Source organism: Stenotrophomonas sp. GD04054, assembly GCF_029836955.1.
Classification (GTDB): Bacteria; Pseudomonadota; Gammaproteobacteria; order Xanthomonadales; family Xanthomonadaceae; genus Stenotrophomonas; species Stenotrophomonas maltophilia_A.
Genome location: NZ_JAOECR010000023.1, coordinates 1 through 21,778, shown reverse-complemented (window position 1 = coordinate 21,778; position 21,778 = coordinate 1). Strand labels below are relative to the sequence as shown.

The window sequence follows — 21,778 nt, the reverse complement described above, 5'->3', positions numbered from 1 at the left end:
TGGTGTCACCGCGCTGCCGGCCAGGGCCGGCAGCGGAACCGTCATGCGTCGATGCGGGCGAAACGCGGCTGCGGTCCGTGTTCGCCCGGTACCTGTTCGACGAACATGGCATACGGGCGCACCCACAGGCCGCCTTCGCCATAGAGCGCGCGATACAGCACCAGTGGCTCCAGCGTCTCGCTGCTGCGGACGATATCGAGCACGTCGTACTCGCCGCCCTTGAAGTGGCGGTAGCGACCCGGGGCCAGGGTGGGTAGCGGGCTCAGCTCAGCCATGGGGTGCGAGCCTCACTTGCGTGCCGGGCTGGCCGGCTTCGCGCAGTAGGCATCGATGGCCTCGGCGGTATTGGCCAGGCCCTGTGCCTGTGCCAGTTCCCACGGGCGTTCGCAACGCTGGCTGTGCTCGCACCACTGGTAGCCGGCCGAACCAATGCATCCGTGGGCATCGCGATCGCCGCCCACCTTCGGTACCGCAGACGAGGTGGGTGCCGCATCGGCACGTGCGGCGGCGTCGTGCTGGTTGGCGCACGCGGTCAGCACCAGCAGGGCTGGAATCAGAAGAAGCGCTTTCATCGGGCGGGCTCCGTGCCTAAAGCGACAGTGTCTGTCGCAAATAGCCGTCCAGCAAGCGCTCAGTGCATGGCGGCGCGGATCAGCTCTTCAATCAGCACCAGATAGCTGGCCACGAAATAGAACTTCAGCAGCGTCCAGCGCTGCTGCGAGAAGAAGGTGCGCATGTGGAAGGGGCCCCTGTTGGTGACGGTAGTGTGAAGCTCCGTCAACTCCGTGACAAGGGTCACGGAACGCCTTCACTAAACAGCCTCAGGGATGTGAGGGTTGGGAAGCGCCCGACCGAATCCTGAGGCATTTTCGTACAAATCTGATGGGCCATCTCCGACGCGATCGATAGCCTGAGGGTGTACTGGCACGTGGCCCTGCCGCCTGTCACCGCCTCTTTCCTTCCGCAGGAGCTTCTCATGGTCTTTACTGTCCAATGCACTGCCCGGCACTGGTCCGTGTTGCATCCGAAGGCGGGTGACGCCACCCGTTACGCCCGCGGTGCCGATGCCTTCGACGCGGCCGCTGCGCTGGCCCTCGAGCACCATCGTCGCACCGGCCAGCGCAGCACGGTCCGGGTCGAGGCGCTCGGCAGCACCGTGGATGCGCTCCATATCGGGGAGTGACGCCACCGGCCGAGGCGCAGTCAGCCACGGTTGAGTTGTTTGAATGGGGAAAAAACCGCCGTGGTGCGCCCCCCTGTGCGCCGCGCCACGAATCCCGGATGCTTGCGCCATCGTATTCATCCGGAGATTCCGATGGGCAAGGCACTCACCTGGCGCACCCTGGCCTGCACGCTGCTGCCGATGCTGGCGGCCGCAGGCGGCGCGCAGGCGCAGAGCTATGGCTACGGTTATGACGACGATCGCTATGGCGGTCGTGATGGCGGTGGCATCGTCCGCTGCGAATCGATCAAGAACCGCAGCAATGAATGCCGCCTGGAAGGCCGTGCCCGGATGATCCGCCAGTTGTCCGGTTCGCCGTGCGTGGAAGGCGAGACCTGGGGGCAATCGCGCTACGGTGTGTGGGTCACCCAGGGCTGCCGTGCCGAGTTCGTTGGCGAGTACCGCCGTGGCGGTGGCTGGGGTGGTGGCCATGGCAACGGCTGGGGCAACGGTGGCAATGGCTGGGGCGGGGGTGAGGTGATCACCTGCCATTCCAACGGCCACCGCCAGGAGTACTGTGATGCCCGCATCCGTCGTGGTGTGCGCCTGGTGCGTCAGGATTCACGCAGCGCCTGCATCGAGGGCCAGACCTGGGGCTGGAACCGTCGTGGCATCTGGGTCAGCGACGGCTGCCGGGCGCAGTTCCAGGTGAATTGAGCTCGCCCATCGAAAATCAGAATAATCTGATACAGCTCACATTTTGAACGTCGTATCTTCTGTGATCAGGGCGCCCCTGCGTGCCCCTGATCCGTCGCGATGAAGTCTGCCGTAACCGGCACGCCCGTCCCGCCACCGTCGATACGCTGCCTCAAGGAGTGAGCTGCATGTTGATCCGCCTGCAATGCGAGCAACGCCAATGGCGAGTGCTGCACCCGGACCGGCCGGAACCGATCGAGTTCCGCGATGGTGCCCGGGCCTACGATTTCGCTGAAACCCTTGCACGCCTCCACTTCGTCGACACCGGGCAGCGCGCTGCGGTGCGGGTGGAGGCCAGCGGCGCGTTCGTGGAAGCGGTCAGCTACGGCTGAGGGTTGGGGTTTCCGGCCAGATCATCGTTCCGGAGCCCGCTAGCCACGCACAGCGTGGATCTACTTTGCATCTGTCTCCACGCATGGCGTGGATCGACCCCTGTTCCGCAGTAGATCCACGCCATGCGTGGATCTACTGGTGGTGACCGGCCTCAGCCTGCCGCGCTGAGCGGCGGGGTCCCGGCAGCCAGCTGCGGCCAGCGCTTGAGCACCGCCGCGCGGATGCCCGCTGCATCGATACCGGCTTCGGCCAGCAGGTCCTCACGGCTGGCGTGGTGCTGGTAACTGTCGGGCAGGCCCAGGTGCAGGATCGGGCGCAGTACGCCTTCGGCGTTGAGCAGTTCGCCGACGCCGGAGCCGGCGCCGCCGGCCACCACGTTGTCTTCGATCGTGACCAGGCCCTCGTGCTGGGCGGCCACGGCCAGCACCAGCTCGCGGTCCAGCGGCTTGATGAAGCGCATGTTGACCACGCTCAGGCCCAGTTCGCGGCCGACCTGTTCGGCGGCGGCCACGGTGCTGCCGAAGGCGAGCAGCGCGACGCGGCTGCCCTGCAGGCGCAGCTCGCCCTTGCCGATTGGCAGGGTGGACAGGTCGGTACCGGCGGCAACGCCGGTGCCGGTGCCGCGCGGATAGCGCACGGCAGCCGGGCCCGGATGCTGCAGGCCAGTGCTGAGCATCTGCCGGCACTCGGCTTCATTGGACGGAGCCATCACCACCAGGTTCGGCACGCAGCGCAGGAAGCTCAGGTCGAGGTTGCCGGCATGGGTGGCGCCGTCCGGACCGACCACGCCGGCGCGGTCGATCGCGAACAGCACGTCCAGGTCCTGGATGGCCACGTCATGCACCAGCTGGTCGTACGCGCGCTGCAGGAAGGTCGAATAGATTGCCACCACCGGCTTGCCACCCTGGGTGGCCATGCCGGCGGCGAGGGTGACCGCGTGCTGTTCGGCAATTGCCACGTCGAAATAGCGCTGCGGGTATTCCTTGCTGAAACGCACCAGGCCGGAGCCTTCGCGCATCGCCGGGGTGATGCCGTACAGGCGTGGCTCGGCAGCGGCGGCATCGCACAGCCAGTCGCTGAACACATCGGTGTAGGTCGGCTTCTTGGCACCGGCCTTGGCCACCAGGCCCTTGTCCGGATCGAACGGGCCGACGGCGTGGTAACCGATCTGGTCGCCTTCGGCCGGCTCGTAGCCCTTGCCCTTGGTGGTCATCACGTGCAGCAGCTTCGGGCCCTTGGAGGCGCGCAGCGTCTTCAGCGTGGACAGCAAGGCGGGCATGTCGTGGCCGTCGATCGGGCCGGTGTAGTGGAAGCCCATTTCCTCGAACATCGTGGACGGCACGAACATGCCCTTCCAGTGTTCTTCCCAGCGCTTCACGAAGCGCGCCGGGTTGTTCTTCTTGTCGCCGAGGATCTTCTTGCCGCCTTCGCGCAGCGCATTGAGCGTGCGGCTGCCGGTGGCGCGGCCGAGCATCTTGGTCAGACCGCCGACCGCCTCGGAGATCGACATGTTGTTGTCGTTGAGGATCACCAGCAGGTTCGGCTCGGGCTCCATGCCACCGGCGTGCATCAGCGCTTCGAACGCCATGCCGGCGGTCATTGCGCCATCACCGATCACTGCAACGACCTGGCGGTTGTCGCCTTCGGACTGGCGGGCGATGGCCATGCCGAGTGCGGCCGAGATCGAGGTCGAGGAGTGGCCGACGCCGAAGGTGTCGTACTCGCTCTCTTCGCGCTTCGGGAACGGCGCGACGCCGTCCTTCTGCTTGACGGTGTGGATCTCGTCGCGGCGACCGGTCAGGATCTTGTGCGGGTAGGTCTGGTGACCGACGTCCCAGACCAGCTGGTCCTGCGGAGTCTGGTACAGGTAGTGCAGGGCCACTGTGAGTTCGATCACGCCCAGGCCGGCGGCGAAGTGGCCGCCGCTCTTGCCCACCGACTCGATGAGGTAGGCGCGCAGTTCGTCGGCGACCGCCCTCAATTCGGATTCGTCGAACGTGCGCAGGTCATCCGGTGTCTGGATGCGCGCGAGGCGGGGATAGCGGGCAGAGTCGATCATCATGTTCGCACTTGTTCTGAACGCCCATTTTCGCCCTCAAACGGGGGTGGGGCAAGCAAACGCCGCCGCCCGTGACAGGACGGTGAGGGTTGCATTTTCAGCGATTCAGGTGCTCAGTTTTGACCGCTTGGGCAATTGCGCCTTCAGGAAGGCCATCTGGTCGGCCAGGATGTTGCGGTTGGACAGGATCAGATGCTCGATCCAGCTGGGCCGGTAAGGCACCGCCAGCAACGGCATTCCGGCCTGCTGGGGGGTGCGGTCGCTCTTGCGCGAGTTGCAGTGGAAGCAGGCGGTGACCACGTTTTCCCAGCAGTCCAGGCCACCCTTGGACAGCGGCATGACGTGGTCGCGGGTGAGCGTGGGGCGGTTGAACTGCTGGCCGCAGTACATGCACAGGTGTGCGTCGCGGGCGAACAGGGCCGGGTTGGTCAGGTTCGGCGTGGGGTCGATCGCGCGGGAGCGGGCGTGGCCGCGGGCGGCGATGATCGGGTGCAGGTCCATGCCGCTCTGCAGGCCGCTGAAGCGGTTGGTACCGCCGTGGATGTGCAGGCAGGGATCGCCGAGTGTCCAGGCGACGGCTTCGCGGGCGTAGAGGCACGCCGCATCCTGCCAGGTGATCCAGTCCAGTACGCGTCCGTGGGCATCAAGCGAGAGCAGCCGGACCGAACCGGGGCGATGCAGCGTCGTGGCGTTGGGCGATGCTTCGGCGCCCGGAGCAGAAAACGGAGCTCCGGCTTCGATCAGACCCAAGCGTGTAGTGTCTGTCTCCATCGGGAGAACAGCTTATACCTGAATGTTGACGATTTGTGTATCGCCGACAGGCGATACACAAATCGTCAACATTCAGGTCCACGCATTCCTCCTATCCCCCGCACCTGTCGGTGCGCCCCCTTTAGCAACCCAGCCCGCCGTTGGCGCGCTGGGTTGCCCGCGCATTCTTCCTAATCCCCGCGCCTGTCGGCGCGCCCCCTTTAACAAAAGGGGGCTTTTCTCCAGATGGATTTCGGTGGTTTCCATCCACGCATGGCGTGGATCTACGGTGTCGACCAAGGTCGACACCTACCAGCAGCAGAAATCTGTCGAGGGCGGGGTGGGTCCGGTTGCGGGGGCGTGAGCCGCATGGATGCGGCGACCGAGCTTACATGGACGTACTTGCAGCGTCCCCCGCAATTGGACCCACCTCGCCACCCCGCAGGAAGCCAGCTCTTGCCGTTGATGTTGCTGTTGCGGTGGCCGGCCAGCGGCCGGCACTACCGCGGGTGCCGGGCGCAGCCCGGCTCAGGCGCCGAAGCGCTCGTCGTCCATCGCCATCAGCGGGGCGGCGCCGGCCTGGATCGCGGCGGCGTGGCTGAGGGTGCGCGGCAGCACGCGGGCGAAGTAGAACCGTGCGGTCTCGCGCTTGCCCTGAGCGAAAGCGGCGCCGTGCGCGCTGGCATCGGCGGCCGCCACGCTGCGGGCCCACCAGTAAGCCAGCACCACGTAGCCCGAATAGAACAGGTAGTCGTAGCTGGCCGCGCCGAGTTCGTCCGGATTGGAAGCCGAACGCTGCAGCACATCCATGGTCAGCTTGCCCCATTCGGCGGCCTTGGCGCGCAGCGGGCCGATGAACTCGGCCAGCGCTTCGTTGCCCTCGTTGGCCTTGGCGAAGGCTTCGATCTCGGCCAGCATCAGCTTCAGGCCGGCGCCCTGGCTGGACGCGGTCTTGCGGCCGATCAGGTCCAGCGCCTGGATGCCGGTGGTGCCTTCATACAGCGTGGTGATGCGCGCATCGCGGGCCAGCTGCTCCATGCCGTGTTCGCGGATGTAGCCGTGGCCACCGAAGCACTGCAGGGCGTTGTAGGTGTTCTCGATGCCCCATTCGGTCTGGCAGGCCTTGGAGATCGGGGTCAGGAAGCTCACCAGGGTGTCGGCGCGCTCGCGCTCGGCGGCGTCCTCGGCGTGGTGGGCGACGTCGATCAGGGTGGCGGCGTGCAGGGCCAGCAGGCGGCTGCCCTCGACCAGTGACTTCACCGTCAGCAGCATGCGGCGCACATCCGGATGGACCAAGATCGGGTCGGCCGGCTTGTCCGGGAACTTGGCGCCGCTCAGGGCGCGCGACTGCAGGCGCTCACGGCTGTACTTCAGTGCGTTCTGGTAGGCGCGCTCGGACAGGCCGATGCCCTGCAGGCCGACGCCCAGGCGCGCGGTGTTCATCATGGTGAACATGGCCTGCAGGCCCTTGTGCGGCTGGCCGACCAGGTAGCCCTGCGCACCATCGAAGTTCATCACGCAGGTGACCGACCCCTTGATGCCCATCTTGTGCTCGATCGAGCCGCAGCGCAGTGCGTTGCGCTCGCCGACGTTGCCTTCGCGGTCGACCTTGAACTTCGGGGTGACGAACAGCGAGATGCCCTTGGCACCCGGAGGGGCGTCGGGCAGCTTGGCCAGTACCAGGTGGACGATGTTGCCGGTCAGGTCGTGCTCGCCGGCAGTGATGAAGATCTTGGTGCCGGTGATCGAGTAGCTGCCATCGGCATTCGGCTCGGCCTTGGTCTTGAGGAGGCCCAGGTCGGTGCCGCAGTGCGGTTCGGTCAGGCACATGGTGCCGGTCCAGCGGCCCTCGATCAGCGGCTTCAGGAAGGCCTCGTGCTGCCAGGCCTCGCCGTGCTGCTTCAGCGCTTCGATGGCGCCGTGCGAGAGCAGCGGGAAGTTGCCCCAGGCCAGGTTGGCGGCGTTGATCATCTCGTTGAGCGGCACGCCCAGGGTGTGCGGCAGGCCCTGGCCGCCCAGCTCCGGCGACGCGGTCAGGCCGGTCCAGCCGCCATCGACGAACTGGTCGTAGGCCTGCTTGAAGCCGGGCGGGGTGGTCACTTCACCGGTGGCCTGGTCGAGCACGCAGCCGATCTCGTCGCCGACGCTGTTGAGCGGGGCCAGCACGGTGGCGCTGAAGCGGCCGGCTTCTTCCAGCACGGCATCGACCACGTCGGCGGTGGCGTCGGTGAAGCCCAGGCGGGCGAACAGGGGTTCGACCTTGAGCACATCGTGCAGGGCGAAACGGAGGTCGGAAAGCGGGGCGGTGTAGCTGCTCATCGGTACGTCTCGATTTGATCAGGGACAGGGGGAGCGGCGCCGGGCGCCGCGGCGGAAAGCGGGAGTCAGCGCAGCACGCCCGGCAGGCCCGGGGCCTGGTTGAGGGTGCTGCGGCTGCTGATGTCGAAGCTGCGCTGCTTCTTTTCCTGCGGCGTTGCTGCCACCGTTCCCTTCAGGCCATAGGCCAGGGTGCGGTTGCTGGCCAGCGCATCGGCCACCACCAGGCGTGCGGCCGAGCTGGGCACCAGATCGACCTGGATGACGTCGGCCGAGGTGCCGCCGATGGAAATGCCCGGCGTGGCCTGCAGGGTGCCGGCGTCGCTGTCGCCGACGGTCAGCGCCAGCGCGACGTCATCGAAGGTCATGGGCATGGAGCTGTAGTTCTGCAGGCGCAGGGCTACGGTCCAGTTGCCGTCGGCGCGCACGGTCAGCTGCTGCAGGCTGGCCGCCGGTTCCGAAACACGCTTGACGATGCCGTTGTTGCAGGCAACAAGGGCGAGGGTGCACAGGACGATCAAGGCGATACGGAAGCGGTGGAGCATGGGCGCAGGTCCTCTGGAGGGGTGCGTTGGATAAGCATACTACGGCGTATGGTCGTTTGGATCGCCTGTGGCGACCCGTCGCAGAGGGTAGCGCGTGAAGATGGCGGCCGGGCGTGCGCGGCGCCGGATGGCGCGCGCGTGGTGCGCCGGATACGACGCGGTTCAGTCGGCGGGCGTATCGCGAATCGGAGCCATCAGGCGCAATGGGCCGAGGTCGTAGCCCATCGTCTCGGCTTTCTCTTTCAACTGTTCGAACCGGGTGCGATCCATTTCCGGCAGGCGCGAGAGGATCCACAGGTACTTACGGTCCGGCTCACCGACCAACGCCCACTGATAGTCCGGGTCCAGTGCCAGGACCCAGTAGTCGGCCCAGACCAGCGGCACCCAGCTCAGCCAGTCCGGCACGAAGCGCACCTGCAACTGGCCGGGATGGCCGGCAACCGGGCGTGCAACGCCTTCAGCAACCACGCGTTCTCCGTCGCCGTTGCGGCAGGCATTGGTGACACTGATGCGGCCATCGCGGCGCAGCCCGTAGTTGGCGGTGATCTCGCCGACGCACTGCTTCTGGAACGACACCGGAAGATGCGCGATCTCGTGCCACTGGCCTGCGTAGCGATCAATGTCCAGCGTGTCGACTGCGCGCACCGGTTCGGCGGCGATCACCGGGGAGGCGGCCAGCAGCAGGCAGGCAAGCAGGGTGGGGCGCAGAGGCATCGGCAGGCTCCAGGCAGGAGTCCTGAGCTTAGGCGAGCGGCCACGGGCGCGTGTAAAGGTTCCATGCGCCGGCACCATTGCCGTCGTCGGTTGCGGCTACTGCTCGAACGGGCGTTGACTGCGCTCGTCGCCGTCAAAGGTAAGTGTCCGCGTATGCAACGTGCCGCTGCCCATATCCCATTTGAAGGTGTCCAGCCCTCCGCCGCCAGTTCCCTTGGAATGCAGGCGTACTGCGCCGCGGGTCAGATTGTCGGTCAGCAGCAGTTGCGCGGAGCCGTCGGCGTCCACACGGAGTCCGGCCCGGTCCCGCCACCGGTCCTCGCCCTGTCCCTTCGGGGCGTCCAGAGCAAGAGCGACGCTGTTGTCCTCGAACGTGCTCAGGCCGCCTCGCTCGGCGCCGGAAGCGTCGAAAATCAGGATGCCGGCAGCGCGGCTTCGTCGCCCTTCTTCTACGCTGTCCTGGCCAATCTCCACCCGTACCACGCCGTGCTCGTCGAGTACCTGCAGCTGCCGCGTGCTCAAATGATCGACGTGTAATGGGGCATCGCGCTGCGAAAGCAGCCAGGCCGTGACTGCGGCCAAGCCAAGCAACAATACGGACAGCCCGGCAACCAGCCATTGCAGGCGACGCAGCGATTGCCGTAGTTGGGACAGGGAAGGGGTGTCATCCATGTCATCAGTGCTCCATGCAGTGAACCAAGGACGGTACTACAGAGACGGCAGGCACGATCGCGCAAAAAAAAAAGACCTGCATTTCTGCAGGTCTCTGAAGATGGTGGCCGAAGACGGAATCGAACCGCCGACACGGGGATTTTCAATCCCCTGCTCTACCAACTGAGCTACTCGGCCAAATTGTGTGGCAACCGTGATCAAACCCGGTTTCCGGAAAAAAAAGACCCGCATTTCTGCAGGCCTTCGAAAGTGGTGGCCGAAGACGGAATCGAACCGCCGACACGGGGATTTTCAATCCCCTGCTCTACCAACTGAGCTACTCGGCCACATGTTTCGTTGCAGCGAGGTCGCTGCCAAGGACGCGTATATTACGGAGGTCGGCTGCCTTCGGCAAGCGTTTTGCCAAGATTTCTTCACATTGCCGTCTGCGCGCTCGCAAGTGCTTGATCCTCCGTTCTGGGGCGGGGCGTGGCCAGTCGATCATCGTCTGCGGTGGAAATCAGCAGATCGCCGCGATCGCCAAAGCTGCAAGGGCAAGGGCTGCGCCGGACCTGCGCCGGTCCGGGCGATGGAACGCTGTTTTCGTGGCCGCCATCGGGGATGGCTGCGGCGTAGTGTCGGCACTCCTTTCCTGATGCTGGCAACAGCAGAGACCTGGCCATGTCCGATCCCTCGACCACCTCCCGCATCGTGCTTGCGTCGCGTCCGCAGGGGGCGCCAAGTGCAGCCAACTTCCGCCTGGAACAGGTTGCGTTGCCGTCATTGGCCGATGGCGAGGTGCTGCTGCGCAACCGCTACCTGTCGCTGGACCCGTACATGCGTGGACGCATGGACGAGGGCCCCTCGTATGCCGCGCCGGTGGCGGTGGGCGCGGTGATGGAAGGGCAGACCGTGGCCGAGGTGCTGCAGTCCAACGCCGAGGGCGTAGCCGCAGGTGAGCTGGTGCTGGCGCCGGGTGGCTGGCAGACCCACGCGGTGCTGCCGGCCAAGGCACTGGGGCGCCGCCTGGACCCGGCCGGACTGCCGCTGAGTACCGCGCTGGGCGTGTATGGCATGCCCGGCTTCACCGCCTATTCCAGCCTGCATGAAATCGCCCGTTTGAAGCCGGGCGAGACGCTGGTGGTGGCTGCCGCGACCGGGCCGGTGGGCGCGACCGTGGCCCAGCTGGCCAAGCTGCAGGGCGCGCGCGTGGTCGCCATCGCCGGCGGCGAAGCCAAGCGTGCCTATCTGCAGACGCTGGGCGTGGACGTGGCGCTGGATCATCGCGCCGCTGATTTCGCCGCGCAGCTGCGTGCGGCGGTGCCCGCGGGCGTCGACGTCTACTTCGAGAACGTGGGCGGGCACGTGCTGGATGCAGTGCTGCCGCTGCTCAACGACTTCGCCCGCATTCCGGTGTGCGGCACCATCGCCACCTACAACGAGCGGGGCGTCGAGCAGCCCGGCCCGGACCGGTTGCCCGCACTGTTCAGCCAGATCCTGCGCCAGCGCCTGACCGTGCGTGGTTTCATCGTGCACGACTTCAACCATCTGTGGCCGGACTTCGAACGCGAGATGCCGCAGTGGCTGCGCGACGGCCGCCTCCAGTACCGCGAGGATGTGGTGGAAGGGTTGGAGAATGCGCCGGAGGCGTTCTTCGGGCTGTTGCAGGGGCGCAACTTCGGAAAGCTGGTGGTGAAGCTGGATTGAGGCCTTGGCGGTGTGCCGACCAAGGTCGGCACCTACGGGAAGCTGGGTGTGCCGACCAAGGTCGGCACCTACGGGAAGCTGAGTGTGCCGACCAAGGTCGGCAGCTACCGGAAGCTGGGTGTGCCGACCAAGGTCGGCACCCACGTCAGGCAGTCGAGGCCTTTTCCCGGCGCAGCAGTTCGCGCTTGCGCGCTACGCCCCAGGCATAGCCGGACAGGTCGCCATCGCGGCGCACCACGCGGTGGCAGGGCACGGCCACCGCCAACGGATTGCTTGCGCATGCGCGTGCGACGGCACGGCTTGAGCGCGGCGCGCCAATACGCGCGGCGATATCCGCATACGAGGTAGTGTGCCCGCGCGGAATCTGCTGCAGTGCCTGCCACACCCGTTGCTGGAACGCGGTGCCACGGATATCCAGCGGCAGCGTGGCGCCCCGCGAAGGATCCTCGACCATGCCTACGACCTGTGCCACCAGTTGCTCGTAGCCTTGGTCGGCGCCCACCAGTTCGGCCTGTCGGAAGCGTTGCTGCAGCGACTGCAGCAGGGTCTCCGGATCGTCGCCGAGCAGGATCGCGACCACGCCGGTGGCACTGCTGGCCACCAGCACGCTGCCCAGTGAGCTTTCGGCAAGCGCGAAGTGGATGACTTCGCCGCGCCCCCCTGCGCGCCATTGCTTGGGCGTCATGCCCAGCAACTTCGGTGCGTTCTCGTAGAAGCGTCCACTGGAACCGAAGCCAGCATCGTGGAAGGCGTCGGTGATGCGTTCCTGTTGTTCCAGCCCGGTGCGCAGGCGGTCGGCGCGGAGCGCGGCGGCGTACTGCTTGGGGGTCAGCCCGGTGGACTGCTTGAACAGGCGATGCAGGCGCGTCGGGCTGCAGCCAGCAATATCGGCCAGTTCCTGCAGCGAGGGTTCGTCGAGGCTGGTCTGCAGGTGGCGGCAGACCCGTTCGATGCGGTCATCGAGGGCGGTGGTGGCGGTACTGTCCATGGCCGGATTCTGGCACGTGCCGGTGCTGCGGAAACTCCGTTTCCTGCACTCACCTGTGAGGCCCGGAAACGGAGTGTTGGCGGGCCGAACGCACGGCATCGTGGCGGCCACTTCACAACCGGTACCACGACCATGCGCCTGAACAACAAGATCGCTCTCATCACCGGTGCCAGCGCCGGTATCGGCCGCGCCAGCGCGCTGCGCTTCGCCGCCGAAGGAGCAAAGCTGGTGCTCAACGCACGGCGCCCGGAGCCGCTGCAGGCGCTGGCCGAGCAGATTCGCGCTGCCGGTGGCGAAGCCGTGGTGCATGCCGCCGACGTGGCCAACCCGGGCACGGCGCAGGCGCTGGTAGATCTGGCCCAGCAGTCATTCGGCGGCCTGGACATCGCGCTCAACAATGCCGGCATGCTCGGCCCGGGCGTGCCGGCGGCGGAGTTTCCGGTGGATGCCTGGCGCGAGGTGATGGCCACCAATCTCGACGCCGCCTTCCATGCGGCACGCGCGCAGCTGCCGGCACTGCTGGCGCGCGGCGGCGGCTCGCTGGTGTTCGTCGGTACCTTCGTCGGCCACACCGTGGGATTCCCGGGCATGGCGGCCTATGCGTCAAGCAAGGCCGGGCTGATCGGCCTGAGCCAGGTGATCGCTGCCGAATACGGTGCGCGCGGTGTGCGCAGCAACGTACTGCTGCCCGGTGGCACCGATACGGAGATGGGCCGGCAGGCCGCACCGACCGGCGATGCCCGCGACTTCGTGCGCTCGTTGCACGCACTCAAGCGCCTCGCCGAGCCGGAGGAGATCGCCAATGCGGCGCTGTTCCTGGCCAGCGATGAGAGCAGTTTCGTTACGGGTACCGCGATGCGCGTGGAGGGTGGGGTGTCGATCACCCGTACCTGAGCGCGGTCACGTGCGTGGTGAGTAGCGAATGCCGCTGCTGGCCATGAAGCCTTTCGGATCGAAACGGGCCCAGGCTTCGCCCCAGTTGAACCGGGCGCAGCCGCCGGCCAGTTTTCGCCCCAATGCCGTGGCCAAGGTGCGGCGCATGAACGCGACTTCGGCATCGATCGCTGCCTGGGTTGGCCAGCCGTCTTCCAGTGTTGCACCGGGTAGATCGACGCCCATCGTCACCATGTCGAGCTGTTGCCCGTGGAAGCACAGGCTGATGCCAGCGGGCGCACCGCCCAGGCTGAGCCGGTGCAGGCTCAACCAGTGATAGCTGGTGCCGACATCACGCTCCCCACTTACCAAGGCGGTAAAGGCGATGCGCGCTTCATCCAGTGAGAGCGTGGGGCAGATCAAGGCCGGCAGATTGCCGAGCTGGATGCTGCCGTCGGTCGCATCGAGGCGCATCGGCACGGCGTGTGCTGCGTGCTGGACAGAAGAGGGCATGGCATACCGGTGGGCGTGGTGCCTCGGATTCTGGCTGCACGGGGGCCGCAGCGGCAAGCCAGTGCCTGCACATGACGTTGGCAAAGGACTGACCTGTGGCTTACCCGGCAACCTCTAGCGTGATGGGCAACGTTGGCGTTCCGCCGGCGAGGGAGATTTCAATGAACGAGCGAGGCAAGGATCAGGACCCGAAGCAGGGCATCCAGGAAAGCCGCCAGGACAGGAAGCAGGACGACGTGGCCAAGCAGCGGCCGGGGCAGCGCGATCAACAGGTGCGCGATACGCACTCGCGCAGCCCGCAGCGCAAGGACGGCGGCGAGGAGCCGGCCTGAGCCGCGGGCGCTGAAAAGAAAAAACCCGCAGATCACAGAGATCTACGGGTTCTTCTGAATAGTGGTGGAGCCAAGGAGGATCGAACTCCTGACCTCGTCATTGCGAACGACGCGCTCTCCCAGCTGAGCTATGGCCCCACGGCAGGGCATCAGTCTAGCCAAGCGCCTGCCGCTTGCCAAGCCGATCAAAGGAATTCCATGTCGAGACGCGAGGCACATCAGCGGGTGACTGTGCCGAAACCGCTTGTTTCGCCGGGTTTGGGTGCTGCGCAACGAAATCGTAACAATTTGGGGGATAATGGCGGCTTGCGCAGTTATCCTCCTTTTTGCCGCCCGGCTCGCGCAGGCCGCACGGACGCCTCCTCAGAGCATTTCATGCCCTCCCATTCCGATTCCCGCCGCCTGTCGGGTATGTCGTCTTCCTTCGTTTCCTTCCGCCGCCATCCGCTGGCCCTGGCCTGTGCCGGCCTGGCCCTGGTCGGCAGCTTCGGCGCCGCCGCACAGGACAGCGCGCCGACCCCGACCGGCCTGGACACGATCACCGTGACCGCCGAACACCGTGAGCAGAACCTGCAGGAAGTGCCGGTCTCGGTGGGCGTGGTGCAGGGCGAGCGCATGCGCGACTTCACCGCCGGCGGCGACGACACCCTGCTGGCGCTGTCCGGCCGCGTGCCGAGCCTGTATGCGGAAACCACCACCGGTCGCATCTTCCCGCGCTTCTACATCCGTGGCCTGGGCAACATCGACTTCTACCTCGGTGCCTCGCAGCCGGTGTCGATCATCCAGGACGACGTAGTGCTGGAACACGTGGTGCTGAAGTCCAACCCGGTCTATGACGTGGACCAGGTGGAAGTGCTGCGCGGCCCGCAGGGCTCGCTGTTCGGCCGCAACACCACCGCCGGCATCATCAAGTTCGACACCCTGAAGCCGACCCAGGACTACACCGGCCGCGTCAGCGCCAGCTACGCGTCCTACAACAGCGTGTCGATCGACGGCGGCTTCGGTGGCCCGATCAACGACATCGCCTCGTTCCGTGTGTCGGCCCTGTACCAGCACCGCGACGATTACGTCGACAACACCTACAAGGGCCCGAGCGCCGACGGCACGGTCAGCCCGAAGAAGAACGCCATGGGCGGCTTCGATGACCGCAACGTGCGCGCCCAGCTGCTGCTGACCCCGAGCGACCAGTTCTCGATCCTGGCCTCGGCCCACGCCCGTGATTACGAAGGCACCTCAACCCTGTTCCTGCGCGGTGCGCTGACCAAGGGCTCGAACAAGACCGACGTGCCGCGCGACAAGGTCGCCTACGACGAAGCCGGCAACAACCCGCAGGCGTACAAGACCTATGGCGGTTCGGTGAAGGCGCGTTACGACTTCGGCGCGATCGACTTCACCTCGATCACCGCCTACGAAACCACCTCCGGCTACAGCCGCGGCGACACCGACGGCGGCGCTGCGGTGAACTTCCCGGTCAACGGGGTGCCGAACGGCTACGGCCAGTCGATGGGCCGCATCCGCGACCTGGACCAGTGGACCCAGGAGTTCCGCCTGGCCAGCCATGACGACAGCGCCCTGCAGTGGCAGGCCGGTGCGTTCTACTTCAACGGCAGCGACACCACCGACTTCTACCAGCGCGCGTGGTTCCTGCAGGGCGCGGCACGCAACCCGAACAACTGGGTGCGCCTGCGCAACAAGAACACCTCGTGGGCCGGTTTCGGCCAGATCAGCTACGCCTTCACCGACAAGTTCACCGTTACCGCCGGCCTGCGCCAGACCAAGGACGAGAAGCACACCCGTCTGCTGAAGACCGCTGATACCGCCGCCGGCGTGGTCACTTACAAGGGCCGCACCGACGTCAAGATGTCCGATACCACCCCGAGCTGGGATCTGAGCGCGATGTACCAGATCACGCCGGACGTGAGCGTCTACGCCAAGGTCGCACGCGGCTTCCGCGGCCCGACCATCCAGGGCCGTTCGGCGGTGTTCAATGCCGATTTCACCACCGCCGATTCCGAGACCATCCTGTCCTGGGAAGCGGGCGTGAAGAGCAGCCTGTGGGACAACCGCCTGCGCCTGAACGCCACCGCGTTCACCTACACCGTCAACGACATCCAGCTCAACGGCAACGATTCGGACGGCAACGGCGTGCTGTTCAACGCCGACAAGGCCAAGGCCTATGGTTTCGAAGCGGACATGGAGCTGCGTCCGATCCCGAACCTGACCCTGAGCGCCGGCCTGAGCCTGCTGCACAGCGAGATCAAGGACAAGCGCGTGTACGCGCAGGTCTGCGGCCTCAATGGCCAGGTGGTCTGCACCGTCGGCGACCCGACCATCAAGGTCGGTGCCAACACCTTCGCGCAGATCGACGGCAACCCGCTGCCGAACGCGCCGAAGTACAACGTCAACCTGGCGGCCCGCTACGACTTCCCGGTGAGCGACGCCGGCACCATGTTCGTCTCCACCGACTGGAACAAGCAGGGTTACACCAGCTTCGTGCTGTACGACAGCAAGGAGTTCAACTCCAAGGGTGACTTCGAGGGTGGCCTGAAGATCGGCTACTCGGGCAACTACGGTGCCTACGAAGTGGCGCTGTTCGCGCGCAACATCACCAACGAGAAGAACCTCAAGGGTGTGATCGAGAACTACATGGCCGCGGTCTACAACGAGCCGCGTACCGTCGGTGTCTCGCTGAACATGAACTGGTAAGCCTTACCCCGTCGTGTAACGGAAACGGCGCTCATCGAGCGCCGTTTTTCGTTGCTGGCCAGGCATCATCCGTGCTCAAGGCGTGGCGCTGACGCCCTTGCCCAGCGCTGCATCGGACGGCGCACTGGGGCCCAGCACCTGCAGCTGCATCGCCTCCATCCGCTCCAGTACCTTGCGCTGCTTGCCGTTGAGGCCGCGCGAGGTGATTGCGATGTGCTTGCGTGCAGCGTCCAACGGCGCGGGTTGGTAGTGCACCCTGAAGCGGCGCAGGGCGCAGCCCGTCAGCTTGTCGACCGGTGCGCAGTCGTTCGCGTTGAAATCGATATCGCCGTCGGCGGCAACAATGAAGGGGCTGAGCAGGATCTGCCCTTCGTGGGCAGTGAAGGCCAGTGGCGCGTGGGCCTTGGCGATGACCGCCTGGATGCGTACGGCAGGGATGTCTTCAGGGACGATCCTGTCATCCCAGTAGCCTTCGGTCGGGCGCGAGGTTTCATAGTTCTGGGTGCCCCATGCCACGCAGTTGCCGGAAGCCACGTGCACCGAGATGCAGACCTGCTGGGAGTGCTGATCGGTCAGGACGCCCGGTGGTACCCAGACCTTCTTCCAGGAATAGAAACGGTAGTCGACGTCGGCAAGGCGGGTGGCGCCGATGTCCTTCGATACTTCGTCCATGGTCCCCAGCGGCTTCAGCTTGGCCACGCGGGTGTTCAGGCGGTAGTTCTCCGCACCGTTCAGCAGATAGGTGCCCGGCGGAATCAGATGCACCTCGAACACGTCCATCAACACCGTCCGCTGCGGGCCCGTTTCCAGTTCGTTGGTGTTGAACAGCTGCACATAGCCCTGGGAGGGAATGTCCTTGTGCTGGAAGGACACCCGCGTCGAGAACCCGGGCAGGTCGGTCGAGCGGTTGCCCAGATGAAAGCCGGGGACCGGAGAGCCGACGCCTGGCCCGCCGTTGTGCACGACATACGGGGCCGGCACCAGCACGGCAACCAGACCATCGCGGGTGGCACCGTCAATGATGTCCACCAGCTTGGCTGTGTTCTCCTTTTCCTGTGCATAGGAAAGCGGTGCGGCCTGCCCAGCGCATGCCAGGACCAACGGGGTTAGCAGCAGTGCGCAGGCGGTCGCGATCTTGAGGGTCTGCATCGACGTCTCCTTGTCAGTACCGGCAAACCCTAGCACGGCCCCAGCAGGCCTGAGGTGCACGGCGCCGGCGTGGTCCGGCGCCTTGTGCCATCAACGTGCCGGCAGCAGCGCCTGCAACCGCGATTCCAGTTCCTGCTGGCGCCAGCCGGCCAGTGCTGCCGGCCATTGGCGGCGTTCCAGATAGCTTTCCAGATGCTTGCGGGAGGCCAGCACGCCATCCGGCAGGCCCAGCTCGCGGCTGCGCTCGGCCACCGCGTCTTGAAGCTTCTTCACCGCCTGCTTGTTGCTGTCGTTGGCGGGTAGCGCCAGCGGTGCCCCGGCCTCATCGGCCAGCGGTGTGGACAGCGCCTGCCAGACCGCGCCGGCCAGCTTGCGCGGTGCCTTCGGGAACTGCTCGAACAGCTTGCCCAGCGCAGCCTCGTCGGCCGGTGGCGTGCGCGCCAGGGTGGCGGCCAGTTCGTTGTCCAGGATCCAGCTTCGCGGGCGGTCGCTGTTGCGTGCCTGCACATCACGCCAGCGCAGCAGGCGCAGCAGGCGGTGCTGTGCGGCCGCGTCGAGGAACTGCGCCGAGCGCATCGCCAGATGCGGCCAGCGGTCTTCGTCATTGGCGACGCTGGCCAGCAGGCGCTCGCCATCGTCATGCAGCCACTGCTGGCGGCCGAGTGCCTGCAGCTTGGCATCAATGGCGTCATGCAGCGCGAACAGGTGCTCGACGTCGTCGGCGGCATACTGCAGTTGCGACTCCGAAAGCGGGCGGCGCATCCAATCCGAACGGGTTTCGCCCTTGGCCAGGGCGACGCCGGTGATTTCCGCCACCAGCTTCTGGTAACCCATGCCGCCACCGATGCCGGCCAGCGCAGCACCGATCTGGGTGTCGAACAGCGGCCGCGGCAGCACGCCGCAGGCCCACTTGAAGGCGACCAGGTCTTCGCTGGCGCTGTGCATCACCTTGGTGATGGATTCATCGGCCAGCCACGGCGCCAGCGCCTCGGTCATGCCGGGAATCAGCGGGTCGATCAGCAGGATGTCCTGCCCGACCGCCATCTGCACCAGGGCCAGCTGCGGCCAGAAGGTGCGCTCACGGATGAATTCGGTGTCCAGGCCGATGCGGGTCGGGCGCTGCTGGAAGTACGCATCCAGCTCGGCGGGGGTGGTGATCCAGGTTGCCACGGGTCAGGGCCTACTACTCGGGTTTGCTCAGGCAGGGGAGAATAGCCTAACGTCGGTGCGCGTCCGTGCCGAAGGAGGCTCTGCTTGCGTTTTTCGTTGTCACCCGTGCTGTGCACCGCCCTGGCCTTGGCCCTGGCCGGCTGCACGCCGTCGCCCCCCACGGCAACGGACCGGAGTGCCGGGGAACAGGCGCGCCCGTCCGCGGACGCAGACAGCGACGAGCGCCCGCAGGCCGGGCAGGGCAGCGTGACCATCGCCGGTGAGGATGCCGCCGAGGATGTACAGCAGTGGACGCCGCCGCGGGTGGACCGCCAGGGCCGCAGCCTGGCCCAGTTGCGCCGCGCCGCCGAGCAGGCGTTCGCCGAAGGACGGCTCTATGAGGATGCCGATGCCGCCATCCCGCTGTGGCTGGCGGTACAGGAAGAGGATCCGGATGACCGCCAGGCTCGCCAAGGCCTGCAGCGCGCCCGCCAGCGCCTGCAGCAGCAGGCGGATGCGTTGCTGGTGCGGCCGCTGAAGCAGCGCGAGGCGCTGGCTGAGGCCAGCCGCCAGGCGCTGGTGTTGCTGACGCTGGCGCCAAAGGACGAAAAGGTGCGTGCGCTGCAGGGACGGGTGGAGCTTGCCCAGCGTGTGGTGGCCTATAACCGCGCCGGCGAAGAGGACCTGCGCTCGGACCGGATCGGTGAAGACGGGGATGGGGCCATCGGCAACTTCCGTGAGGCACTGGCACTGGATGAGGACAACAGCCGCGCACGGCAGGGACTGGCCGCGGCCGAAAGTGGACTGATCCGCCGCGCCGAAGACGCGGCACGCACGCGCGATTTCGCCAGCGCCGGCACCTGGCTGGCCGAAGCGAGCAAGGTGCGCGACTCGTCGCCCACCATCGCCGACGCGTTCGAGCGCATCGAGCAGATCCGTGCGGCGGCATTGCTGCAGCTGCGCGATGACGGCCTGCGCGACCTGTCCACGCCGCAGGGCCTGAAGCCGGCGCGCGAGAAACTGGCCGAGGCCCTGCGCATCGCCCTGCCGGGAGACGCGGTGGTGGCCCAGCTGCGTGAGCGTATCGATCTGGCCACCCACTACGGCAGCTTCCGCCCTGGACAGGTGTTCAGCGACGCCATGCGCGATGGCGGACGCGGGCCACAGATGGTGGTGGTGCCGCATGGCGGTTTCCAGATGGGCGCCGGCGATGCCGAGCCGGGCTCGAGCGATGCCGAGCGACCATCGCACTATGTGCGCTTTGATCGAGGCTTTGCGATGGCGATCACCGAGGTCACGGTCAGCGATTTCCAGCGCTACGTGAAGGCGACCAATGCGCGCCCACGGGCGACGCGGCGCGGCCATTCGGTGGTCTATGACGAACGCAGCGGCAACTTCATCCGCCGCAGCGGCGTGGACTGGCGCTCGGATTACGACGGTGGCCGCGCGATGGCCAATTCGCCGGTGATGCACGTCAGCATCCGCGATGCCGAAAACTATGCGGCGTGGTTGTCCGAGCAGACCGGGCGCAGCTACCGGTTGCCCAGTGAAGCAGAGTTCGAGTACGCGCTGCGCGGTGGCAGCAGTGGTCGCTACCCCTGGGGCGATGCCGGCACGCCGCCGCCGGGCAGCGGCAATTTCACCGGCAGCAAGGACGTGTCGCCGTCCGGGCGGCATTGGCACAACGCCTTCATCGGCTATGGCGATGGCTGGTGGGGGCCGGCACCGGTAGGGAGTTTCCAGGCCAATGCCTTCGGCCTGCACGACATGGGCGGCAATCTCAGCGAATGGGTGGCCGATTGCTGGCATGCCAGCTACCGGCGCGCGCCCTCCGATGGCGCCGCCTGGTTCAACCCGGGCTGCCGCGCACGGGTGATCCGGGGCGGCAACTGGGCCAATGCGCCGGAGCAGACCCGTGCCGCCTGGCGGCAATCCCAGGACTCGGATACCACCAACGCGCGCATCGGCTTCCGCCTGGTGCGCGGCATCTGATCGGCGGCCGGCTTCACCCGTTGCTGGCATCGGCGCACTAAGATTGCGCCGTGCCCGCCGGCCGGCGGGGCCTGCTGGAAGCCGACCCGATGCGCAATGATCCCTTCTCCCGCTCGCCGCAAGGCCCGCAACGGCGCGGCCTGTTCGGCAACATCCGCTGGTGGGTGCTGTTGCTGGCCGCCGGCTATGCGGTCTTCTACTGGTTTTCCAACCGCACGGTGGATCCGTATACCGGCGAGAAGGTGATGATCGACAGCAGCCTGGATGCGCGGCAGGAGACCGCTTTGGGGCTGCAGGCCTACCAGCAGATCCTGTCGCAGGAACGGCCGATGGATCCCAATGCGCCGATCGCGCGCGATGTGCGCGACATCGCCCAGCGGTTGATTGCCAAGGTCGATGTGGTGGAGACCGCGCTGGCCCAGGAGCACGGCGTGCAGCCGGCGCATTTCGCGCGGGATTTCCAGTGGGAAGTGAATGTGATCCCATCCGAGCAGGCCAACGCGTTCTGCCTGCCGGGCGGCAAGATGGCGGTCTACACCGGGCTGGTGCCGGTGGCGCGCACCCGTGATGCGATGGCGGTGGTGATGGGCCATGAGATTGCCCATGCGCTGCTGCGCCACGGTGCACAGCGGATGGCCCAGCAGAAGCTGACCCAGATCGGGCAGGTGGCCGGCGCCGCCAGCGGCATGGATGCGCAGCAGCAACAGATGATGATGTCGGCGATGGGTTATGGGTATCTGCTGCCGTATGCGCGCAGCCACGAGACGCAGGCCGATGAAGTGGGGCTGATGCTGGCCGCAGCGGCGTGCTTCGATCCACGCGAGGCGGTGCCGCTGTGGCAGCGCATGGGCCAGGCCAGCGGTGGCCAGGCGCCGCCGGAATTCTCCTCGACCCATCCCAACCCGGGCACCCGCATCCAGAACCTGCAGGCGTTGATGCCGAAGGCGCTCGAGTACCGGCAGAAGTTCTGCGAGCAGGCAAAGTAGAGGGTTGTTCGGCAGGGCTGCGCCCTGCACCTGCCGAAGCAACAGCAACAGCGTGCATTCCGTGGGATGGCGGGGTGGGTCCGGTTGCGGGAGACGT

At 66.5% G+C, this 21,778-nt stretch carries 21 protein-coding genes and 3 tRNA genes; 9 read left to right on the top strand and 15 right to left on the bottom strand.

Going from position 1 to position 21,778, the window contains the following annotated elements; all coding sequences use genetic code 11:
- Window positions 1-41 precede the first annotated feature (41 nt).
- Together N7573_RS12310 and N7573_RS12305 are read right to left on the bottom strand one after the other, a co-directional pair.
- The gene (locus tag N7573_RS12310) at window positions 42-275 is read right to left on the bottom strand and encodes a DUF1653 domain-containing protein (protein ID WP_032128669.1); all 234 of its coding nucleotides are present in this window, start codon (window positions 273-275) and stop codon (window positions 42-44) included.
- A gap of 12 nt (window positions 276-287) precedes the next feature.
- The gene (locus N7573_RS12305; protein WP_049423876.1) at window positions 288-572 is read right to left on the bottom strand and encodes a hypothetical protein; all 285 of its coding nucleotides are present in this window, start codon (window positions 570-572) and stop codon (window positions 288-290) included.
- Window positions 573-976: 404 nt separating this feature from the next.
- On the opposite strand from N7573_RS12305, the gene N7573_RS12300 reads away from it, so the two are divergent.
- The 3 genes from N7573_RS12300 (at window position 977) to N7573_RS12290 (ending at window position 2,250) form a co-directional block, all read left to right on the top strand.
- Window positions 977-1,183, top strand: a complete 207-nt coding sequence (locus N7573_RS12300; protein WP_049423877.1) for a hypothetical protein — start codon at window positions 977-979, stop codon at window positions 1,181-1,183.
- Window positions 1,184-1,315: 132 nt separating this feature from the next.
- Complete coding sequence (locus tag N7573_RS12295; RefSeq protein WP_049401711.1) at window positions 1,316-1,879, top strand: DUF3011 domain-containing protein; 564 nt, start codon at window positions 1,316-1,318, stop codon at window positions 1,877-1,879.
- 167 nt (window positions 1,880-2,046) lie between these two features.
- Window positions 2,047-2,250 (top strand): hypothetical protein, encoded by a 204-nt coding sequence (locus tag N7573_RS12290; protein ID WP_005417823.1) that lies wholly within the window; start codon window positions 2,047-2,049, stop codon window positions 2,248-2,250.
- A gap of 152 nt (window positions 2,251-2,402) precedes the next feature.
- On the opposite strand, the gene dxs is transcribed toward N7573_RS12290, so the two are convergent.
- The 8 genes from dxs to N7573_RS12250 all read right to left on the bottom strand — a co-directional run bounded on the left by dxs (window position 2,403) and on the right by N7573_RS12250 (window position 9,633).
- Window positions 2,403-4,310, bottom strand: a complete 1,908-nt coding sequence (gene dxs / locus N7573_RS12285) for a 1-deoxy-D-xylulose-5-phosphate synthase (RefSeq protein ID WP_049462121.1) — start codon at window positions 4,308-4,310, stop codon at window positions 2,403-2,405.
- Between the two features lie 105 nt (window positions 4,311-4,415).
- On the bottom strand, window positions 4,416-5,081 hold the full coding sequence (locus N7573_RS12280; RefSeq protein WP_019336875.1) for an HNH endonuclease: 666 nt from the start codon (window positions 5,079-5,081) through the stop codon (window positions 4,416-4,418).
- Window positions 5,082-5,588: 507 nt separating this feature from the next.
- Window positions 5,589-7,379 (bottom strand): acyl-CoA dehydrogenase C-terminal domain-containing protein, encoded by a 1,791-nt coding sequence (locus N7573_RS12275; protein ID WP_201116893.1) that lies wholly within the window; start codon window positions 7,377-7,379, stop codon window positions 5,589-5,591.
- 65 nt (window positions 7,380-7,444) lie between these two features.
- Window positions 7,445-7,921: an LEA type 2 family protein gene (locus N7573_RS12270; protein WP_279913849.1), complete on the bottom strand. Its 477-nt coding sequence runs from the start codon at window positions 7,919-7,921 to the stop codon at window positions 7,445-7,447.
- A gap of 162 nt (window positions 7,922-8,083) precedes the next feature.
- Window positions 8,084-8,635 carry a lipocalin family protein gene (locus N7573_RS12265; protein ID WP_049401708.1) on the bottom strand — a complete coding sequence of 184 codons (552 nt, stop codon included), beginning with the start codon at window positions 8,633-8,635 and terminating at the stop codon, window positions 8,084-8,086.
- Window positions 8,636-8,731: 96 nt separating this feature from the next.
- Window positions 8,732-9,307 carry a hypothetical protein gene (locus N7573_RS12260; RefSeq protein WP_107432594.1) on the bottom strand — a complete coding sequence of 192 codons (576 nt, stop codon included), beginning with the start codon at window positions 9,305-9,307 and terminating at the stop codon, window positions 8,732-8,734.
- A 101-nt stretch (window positions 9,308-9,408) separates the two neighbouring features.
- Window positions 9,409-9,484: transfer RNA gene (locus N7573_RS12255), tRNA-Phe, on the bottom strand.
- 73 nt (window positions 9,485-9,557) lie between these two features.
- Window positions 9,558-9,633: transfer RNA gene (locus tag N7573_RS12250), tRNA-Phe, on the bottom strand.
- Window positions 9,634-9,967: 334 nt separating this feature from the next.
- Between N7573_RS12250 and N7573_RS12245 the strand changes: the two genes are divergently transcribed.
- Entirely contained in the window at window positions 9,968-10,993 is a 1,026-nt protein-coding gene (locus N7573_RS12245) for an NADP-dependent oxidoreductase (protein ID WP_279913850.1), read from the top strand.
- Window positions 10,994-11,138: 145 nt separating this feature from the next.
- Here the strand turns inward: N7573_RS12245 and N7573_RS12240 are convergent, their stop codons facing one another.
- Window positions 11,139-11,981, bottom strand: a complete 843-nt coding sequence (locus N7573_RS12240; RefSeq protein WP_279943167.1) for a methylated-DNA--[protein]-cysteine S-methyltransferase — start codon at window positions 11,979-11,981, stop codon at window positions 11,139-11,141.
- Window positions 11,982-12,113: 132 nt separating this feature from the next.
- On the opposite strand from N7573_RS12240, the gene N7573_RS12235 reads away from it, so the two are divergent.
- The gene (locus N7573_RS12235) at window positions 12,114-12,875 is read left to right on the top strand and encodes an SDR family oxidoreductase (protein WP_032130300.1); all 762 of its coding nucleotides are present in this window, start codon (window positions 12,114-12,116) and stop codon (window positions 12,873-12,875) included.
- Window positions 12,876-12,881: 6 nt separating this feature from the next.
- Here the strand turns inward: N7573_RS12235 and N7573_RS12230 are convergent, their stop codons facing one another.
- A complete protein-coding gene (locus tag N7573_RS12230) occupies window positions 12,882-13,367 on the bottom strand; it encodes a hypothetical protein (RefSeq protein ID WP_279913532.1) in 486 nt (161 codons plus the stop codon).
- 161 nt (window positions 13,368-13,528) lie between these two features.
- Between N7573_RS12230 and N7573_RS12225 the strand changes: the two genes are divergently transcribed.
- Complete coding sequence (locus tag N7573_RS12225; RefSeq protein ID WP_165929940.1) at window positions 13,529-13,699, top strand: hypothetical protein; 171 nt, start codon at window positions 13,529-13,531, stop codon at window positions 13,697-13,699.
- Window positions 13,700-13,761: 62 nt separating this feature from the next.
- Here the strand turns inward: N7573_RS12225 and N7573_RS12220 are convergent.
- Window positions 13,762-13,837: transfer RNA gene (locus N7573_RS12220), tRNA-Ala, on the bottom strand.
- 237 nt (window positions 13,838-14,074) lie between these two features.
- On the opposite strand from N7573_RS12220, the gene N7573_RS12215 reads away from it, so the two are divergent.
- Window positions 14,075-16,405 carry a TonB-dependent receptor gene (locus N7573_RS12215; RefSeq protein ID WP_032130294.1) on the top strand — a complete coding sequence of 777 codons (2,331 nt, stop codon included), beginning with the start codon at window positions 14,075-14,077 and terminating at the stop codon, window positions 16,403-16,405.
- Between the two features lie 75 nt (window positions 16,406-16,480).
- On the opposite strand, the gene N7573_RS12210 is transcribed toward N7573_RS12215, so the two are convergent.
- Both N7573_RS12210 and rnd read right to left on the bottom strand, forming a co-directional pair.
- Window positions 16,481-17,554, bottom strand: a complete 1,074-nt coding sequence (locus tag N7573_RS12210) for a hypothetical protein (protein ID WP_032130293.1) — start codon at window positions 17,552-17,554, stop codon at window positions 16,481-16,483.
- A gap of 90 nt (window positions 17,555-17,644) precedes the next feature.
- Entirely contained in the window at window positions 17,645-18,724 is a 1,080-nt protein-coding gene (gene rnd / locus N7573_RS12205; protein WP_032130292.1) for a ribonuclease D, read from the bottom strand.
- Between the two features lie 84 nt (window positions 18,725-18,808).
- Between rnd and N7573_RS12200 the strand changes: the two genes are divergently transcribed.
- Together N7573_RS12200 and N7573_RS12195 are read left to right on the top strand one after the other, a co-directional pair.
- Window positions 18,809-20,695, top strand: a complete 1,887-nt coding sequence (locus N7573_RS12200; RefSeq protein ID WP_049423890.1) for a formylglycine-generating enzyme family protein — start codon at window positions 18,809-18,811, stop codon at window positions 20,693-20,695.
- An 89-nt stretch (window positions 20,696-20,784) separates the two neighbouring features.
- The gene (locus tag N7573_RS12195; RefSeq protein ID WP_032130290.1) at window positions 20,785-21,681 is read left to right on the top strand and encodes a M48 family metallopeptidase; all 897 of its coding nucleotides are present in this window, start codon (window positions 20,785-20,787) and stop codon (window positions 21,679-21,681) included.
- Window positions 21,682-21,778 lie beyond the last annotated feature (97 nt).